The sequence below is a fragment of the Streptomyces sp. NPDC001027 genome, from assembly GCF_040299045.1.
Lineage (GTDB): Bacteria > Actinomycetota > Actinomycetes > Streptomycetales > Streptomycetaceae > Streptomyces.
In genome coordinates this window covers 1-5,459 of record NZ_JBEPBI010000375.1, presented here as the reverse complement: position 1 = coordinate 5,459, position 5,459 = coordinate 1, and the positions used below count along the sequence as shown (strand labels likewise).

General features: G+C 71.8%; 6 protein-coding genes. 2 read left to right on the top strand and 4 right to left on the bottom strand.

Annotated elements, in window-relative coordinates; genetic code table 11:
- On the bottom strand, positions 1–783 hold a 783-nt coding region (locus ABT300_RS40930; protein ID WP_351687352.1), incomplete at its 3' end, for a LysR family transcriptional regulator.
- A 95-nt stretch (positions 784–878) separates the two neighbouring features.
- On the opposite strand from ABT300_RS40930, the gene ABT300_RS40925 reads away from it, so the two are divergent.
- Together ABT300_RS40925 and ABT300_RS40920 are read left to right on the top strand one after the other, a co-directional pair.
- Complete coding sequence (locus ABT300_RS40925; protein WP_351687349.1) at positions 879–2,048, top strand: nuclear transport factor 2 family protein; 1,170 nt, start codon at positions 879–881, stop codon at positions 2,046–2,048.
- Between the two features lie 53 nt (positions 2,049–2,101).
- Positions 2,102–2,398, top strand: a complete 297-nt coding sequence (locus tag ABT300_RS40920) for a hypothetical protein (RefSeq protein ID WP_351687347.1) — start codon at positions 2,102–2,104, stop codon at positions 2,396–2,398.
- A gap of 149 nt (positions 2,399–2,547) precedes the next feature.
- Here ABT300_RS40920 and ABT300_RS40915 read toward each other — a convergent pair whose 3' ends face one another.
- The 3 genes from ABT300_RS40915 to ABT300_RS40905 form a co-directional block, all read right to left on the bottom strand.
- Positions 2,548–2,784 (bottom strand): hypothetical protein, encoded by a 237-nt coding sequence (locus ABT300_RS40915; RefSeq protein ID WP_351687344.1) that lies wholly within the window; start codon positions 2,782–2,784, stop codon positions 2,548–2,550.
- A gap of 56 nt (positions 2,785–2,840) precedes the next feature.
- Complete coding sequence (locus ABT300_RS40910) at positions 2,841–3,326, bottom strand: RICIN domain-containing protein (RefSeq protein ID WP_351687343.1); 486 nt, start codon at positions 3,324–3,326, stop codon at positions 2,841–2,843.
- 235 nt (positions 3,327–3,561) lie between these two features.
- The coding region (locus ABT300_RS40905) for an ATP-binding protein (protein WP_351687340.1) at positions 3,562–5,459 on the bottom strand (1,898 nt) is incomplete at its 5' end.

Below are 5,459 nucleotides of genomic sequence, written 5' to 3'. Positions count from 1 at the left end.
GGCATGCTGGTGCGGGAGCGGGAGTCGATCATCGGCGTCAACACGTTCCTGCTGCTGCCGCTGACCTTCCTCTCCCGTGGCGACGAGGGCCAGCTTGCCGGGCAGATCGGCCGCCATGAGGTCGACGCGGACGGCGACTCCGGCGCGGGCGGCATGCAGGTGCAGCAGCGCGGCCGAACCGTCGTTGTCCTCGGCCCAGGTCTCGTCGGCCAGTGTCCGCAAGTGCACCGGACCGCGCCCGGCCTGCGGGTGGCCGACGGGCACCACGACCACCATGTCGTCCAGACCGAGGAGCCGGCGTTCCAGCCGCGGGTCCTCGGGCAGTCCCGGCGGTGCGTCGGTGACGACGGCGATGTCGAGATCGCCGGCGATCACGTGGTCGTGCAGCGCCGAGCTCAGACCGGGCCGCAGGCTCCACCGCAGCGACCCGGTGCGCCTCAGCAGTTCCCGGACGGCATCGGGGACCACTCCCGCGGCCAGGGAAGGCGTCGCGCCAATGGCCAGCGACCGGTCGAACGCCCCGTCACCGGCCTCCCGTACGGCACGAACAGCGCGGTCGGCCTCGTGGAGCGTCGCCAGAGCATGGCGCCGGAACACCTCGCCCGCAGCCGTCGGACGCACGCCGCGCGCATGGCGCTCCACCAGCGGCGCCCCGAGCTCCCTCTCAAGCCCGGCGATCTGCCGGGAGACGGCGGACTGCGTGTGATGGAGCGCGGCGGCCGCCGCCGACAGCGAACCGAGCCGGCACACCGTCACGAAGGTCCGCCACACCGTCAGATCCATGGCGTCAGTATGACCGGCGGGTATGCGCGTCACGCAGGGCAGGTCCGCGAGATCTGCGCTTGTCGCAGTCATCGCCGTGCACCAGCCTGGCGTCCATGACCTCATCGCACACGATTGCCGTCCTCGGGCTGGGGCGCATGGGCGACGCGATCGCGACACGACTGGCCGCCGAGGACTGGGACGTCGTCGGCTGGACACGCTCCGGGCGAACATCGGGCGCGGTCCCGGTGGCCGCCGATCCGCACGAGGCCGTGGCGAAGGCCGGACTCGTGCTCCTGGCGCTGTTCGACGGTCCGGCCTGCCGACGGGTGCTCGACGACGTCCGCGGCTCGTTGCGAGCGGACGCCATCGTGGTGAACACCGGCGCCGTCGCCCCCGCCGAAGCAGCGGAACTGGCCCGCGAGTTCGGCGAGGCCTATGTGCACGCGCCCGTGCTCGGCTCCGTGCCGGCCGCCTCGGCGGGCGCCCTGCAGATTCTCACCGCCGCCTGCCAGGACACCCTCGACCGAGTCCAGCCCGTGCTGGCGGCGCTCGGCACCGTGCGTCGCGTCGACGACGCCTCCACCGCCGCTTCGCTCAAGCTGGTCGCCAACTGCGGCCTCGCCGGCGCCGTCCTCGCACTGCGAGACTCACTGCGGCAGTCCGACGCCCTCGGCCTCTCGCGCGCCCAGACGCTGGACATCCTCGAACTGGGCCAGCTTGGCGGGCTCGTGGCACGCAAACGGCCCTTTCTGGCCGGCGAGCCGAGCGCGGGCGCCGCTGAATTCACCGTCGGCGCGCTGGCCAAGGACCTGGCGCTGCTGGCCGCCGCGTCGAACACCCCGCTGCACGGCGCAGCCGGTCTGGTCCACGCCGACGCCAACGCCGACGTCGACCCCGAGTCGGACATCGCCGTCGCCGCGACGGCGCCCGCCGTGCAGGACGCCGTGCTCGAACCGCTCCACGCGTACATCCGCGGACACGCCACCGGCGACCCCGCCCACTTCCGCCGCGCCTTCCTGCCCACCGCCCACATCGAAGGGATCCGGGACGGCGCGTTCGTCTCATGGCCCCTGGACGAGTACTGCGCCCTCTTCCCCGGTCGGCCGGCGCCCGACGAGGCGACCCGGTCCCGCCGTGTCGACACCGTCGACGTCCACGGCACCGTGGCGACCGCGACCGTGACGCTCGCACACGGCACGGACGCCTTCACCGACATCTTCCTGCTGGCCCGCGTGGACGACGGCTGGCGCATCGCCAACAAGGTCTATCACCGCCGGAGTTGAAAGACGGGCAGCAGGGTTCAGAGAAGCCCGGCGCACCGATTATGATCTTGGTCATGTCTGTGCAGAACTCCGACAAGACCCTTTCCCGCAAGCAGAGGCTGCAGGAGAAGCAGCGTCGCCAGCTTGCGGTGGTGGACACCGTGGACAAGGCCGAGGCCAAGGTCCGCAAGGCCGAGCTCGAACTGGCCGTGGCCGTCACCGAGGCGGTGCAGGTGTTCGGCGACGAGCACGCGGCGTCCGAGGGACTGGACATGCCGGTCGCGGCGATCCGGCGCTTTCTCGGGATGGCGCAGGACGAAGCCGCCGCCGCCGACACCGGCGACGCACCCGAGGCCGTCGACGGGTCCTGAGACGCAGTGCGCGTCACAGCACCCGCGTCCGGCGACGACACACCGACGGACTGCTCCGACCCGGAACGACAGGACCGCCGCCTCCCGCGAGGCGGCGGTCCTGCCGTACGGCGAGCCCGATCCGGGCGATGTCCGTCCGGCGACGGACGCTAGTCACATACGACCGTCGTCACGCGCGTGATGACGGTCTCCCTGATGACCTTGGTGACCCAGTGCCCGTTCTCGAAGACCTGCACGGTGGTGAGAACGGTCACCGGGACGTAGCGGATCTCGGTGTGACAGCCGGCTGCGGGGGCGGCGTGAGCCGCACCGGAGCCGACGAGCACACCTCCGCCTGCCAGCAACATCGCCGCGGCCGTCGCGGCGGCAGCTCTGCGGATACGCATGGTGCATCACCTCGGATGTCGTCTGATGGCTGTGGCGTGGCCCCTGGAGAAGGCGGTCACCGCCAGTTCTGGTGCGGGTTGCCTGCCTGGCAGCCGATGGTGCGCAGGCCGAACTCGCTGTCGTCCAGGCACTCGCCGGTCGCCTGGTTCTCCAGGGAGATCGCGCCGCCGCCGCGCTGCCACACCCACCAGCTCTGCTGCTTGGAGGAATTGCAGGACCTGGTGTCGAGGGTGACTCCGTCGTCGTACAGGCAGCGACCGGTGGCGATGTTGCGGAACTGACGGGTGCCGTCGTTCCACACGTGGACGCGCCAGTTCTGGAAGTCCTTGCCGTTGCAGCCGAAGCCGCGCAGGCCGGAGGCGAAGCTGTCGTCGAGGCAGGAGCCGGTGGCGGCGTTGCCGTAGTGCTCGACGGCGTCGGCCGCCTCGGCCGGCACGGCGAACGCGCCCAGCAGGGAAAGGGCGGCGGCTGCGGTGGCCACGCCGGCCTGGCGTCGCGCTGTGCGGCGCGGACGAGGGCGGGTGTTCGCGGAGTGGGGCATGTCGGATCCATTCAGCAGGTGGGAAGCCTGGAACGCAGTGCTCGACAGCGGCGTGCGGTGCACCGCACACGTGCTGTCACGGGAACCATCCTGCTGACCTGCCGGATGGGCGAACAGGTCACCGGCCGTTCATCTGTGACCGGTCGGCCGGTCGGCCGGTCTCCCGGTCGCCGCGTGCCGTGGGGGAGAGTGAGCTGACGGTGGATGCGGGGCCGGGCGCCTCCGGTGAGCTGCGTCAGCGCGTGCCGTGCGGGTCGCCGCCGTGACGCAGTTGGTCGAGCTGTAGGTCCACCTGATCCGCTTCCTGATCGCGTCCTTGCCGCCGGTACAGATGCCGTGCCTGCTGCCAGACCTCTTGGGCCCGGTCGTCGTGGCCCAGTGCGGCGTGGGCGTGGCCGAGCCGTTCGAGCGTGTCGGCGGTCTCGTAGGTGTTGTCGAGGTCGCGGTAGAGGCTCATGGCCTGGAGATAGTGCCGGACGGCGTCGTGGTGCCGGCCGCTGTGGTGGTCGATGTAGCCGAGGCTGTCCAGGGTCTGTGCCTGGCCGTTCACGTCCTGATGGCGCTGGTAGAGGGCGAGGGCCGACTGGCAGTGCTCGCGTGCGGTGTCGTGCTCTCCGAGACGCGCGGCGTACCAGCCCACGGCGTTGAGTGCGTTGGCCTCGCCGATCGGCTGGTCGAGCCCCCGATACAGGTCGAGTGCGCGTCTGGCGTGCTCGAGGGCGCGCCGGCCGTCGGGCCAGATCGACGCGAGTGTGTAGTGCGCCTGGGCCTGCAGGGCGCGGTCGTTGCGCTGCTCGCTCAGGGCGAGTGCCTGGTTCAACGCGGCGATCGCCTCCTGATGGTGACCGAGCACGACGTGGGCACGGCCCAGAAGCCGATAGGCGAGTATCAGGGCGCCGGAGTCGGGCAGTCGGCCGGCGGAATCGATGGCGATCCGCCACACGCCGAGCTGATCGTGGCGGTGACCTCGTCGGTAGTGGAAGTCGTACAGCGCCCACGCCAGCTGCCAGGCCGTGTGGTGGTGGGCGTGTGCGACGGCGGTGCGCTGGGCGGCGAGCAGGTTCCTGTGCTCGGTGTCGAACCAGTCCATCGCGGCGGGGATGTCGGGCAGCGGCTCCGGGTCGCAGGCGGGCAGCGGCGGGGTGAGCTCGATGGGGTCGCGGTGGGAGTCCAGGAGACGGTCGGCGGCGTAGGCGGTGTGGGTGTAGAAGTCGAGCACCCGCCGTAACGCCGTCTCGCGTGTGCTGTCGGGCAGACGGGTGGTGGCGGCGTAGCGGCGGATGAGGTCGTGCATCCGGTAGCGGCCGCCGGCGTCCTGGTCGACCAGGGAGGCCTGCTCCAGCCTGCGCAAAACGGCCCTGGTCCGGATCCTGCCGAGTCCGGTGAGGCTGGTGGCGGCAGGCAGACCGATGTCGGGCCCGGGTGCGGCCGCGAGCAGGGCGAACACCTCGGCTTCCTCGTCGGTCAACGCCCGGTGGGACAACGAGAGCACCGCGGGCAGGCTTGCGGCGGGATCGGCGTCGTCCAGCAGGTCGAGTGCGCCGTCGCGCAGCTCGTCGGCCAGGCGGGCCAGGGACAGGTGGGGATGGGTGTGGGCGCGGCCGGCGACGATGCTCAGGGCCAGCGGGAACCCGCCGCACAGACCGATGAGGTCCTCGACTGCGGCGGGATCGGCGGCGACGCGGTCGGCGCCGAGCCGGGCGACGAGAAGTCCGTGGGCCTCGGCGTCGCTGAGCGTGCCGACGGACAGATGACGGGCGCCGTGGCCGGTGATCAGGCCCGACAGCCGGTTGCGGCTGGTGACGGCCACGGTGCAGGTGTCCCCGCCCGGCAGCAGGGACGTGACCTGCGCGGTGTCCGCGGCGTTGTCCAGCACCAGCAGCATCCGCTTGTCGGACACCAGGCTGCGGAACAGGGCCGCCTGAGCATGCGGGGCGACGGGGATGCGGTCGGGGTCGACGCCCAGCGCGTCGAGGAATCCGCGGACCGCCACGGCCGGGTCCATGGGCTCGCTGTCGGGGCTGAAGCCCCGCAGGTCGACGAAGAGCTGCCCGTCGGGGAATCGATCGGCGTTGCGGTGGGCCCAGTGCAGGGCCAGCCATGACTTGCCGACGCCGCCGGCCCCGGCGATTG

What these genes read in the sequence shown, in the direction of transcription:
- ABT300_RS40925 (WP_351687349.1), top strand. Translation starts at nt 879, where the DNA reads ATGACCTCATCGCACACGATTGCCGTCCTCGGGCTGGGGCGCATGGGC.
- ABT300_RS40920 (WP_351687347.1), top strand. Translation starts at nt 2,102, where the DNA reads ATGTCTGTGCAGAACTCCGACAAGACCCTTTCCCGCAAGCAGAGGCTG.
- ABT300_RS40915 (WP_351687344.1), bottom strand. Translation starts at nt 2,784, where the DNA reads ATGCGTATCCGCAGAGCTGCCGCCGCGACGGCCGCGGCGATGTTGCTG.
- ABT300_RS40910 (WP_351687343.1), bottom strand. Translation starts at nt 3,326, where the DNA reads ATGCCCCACTCCGCGAACACCCGCCCTCGTCCGCGCCGCACAGCGCGA.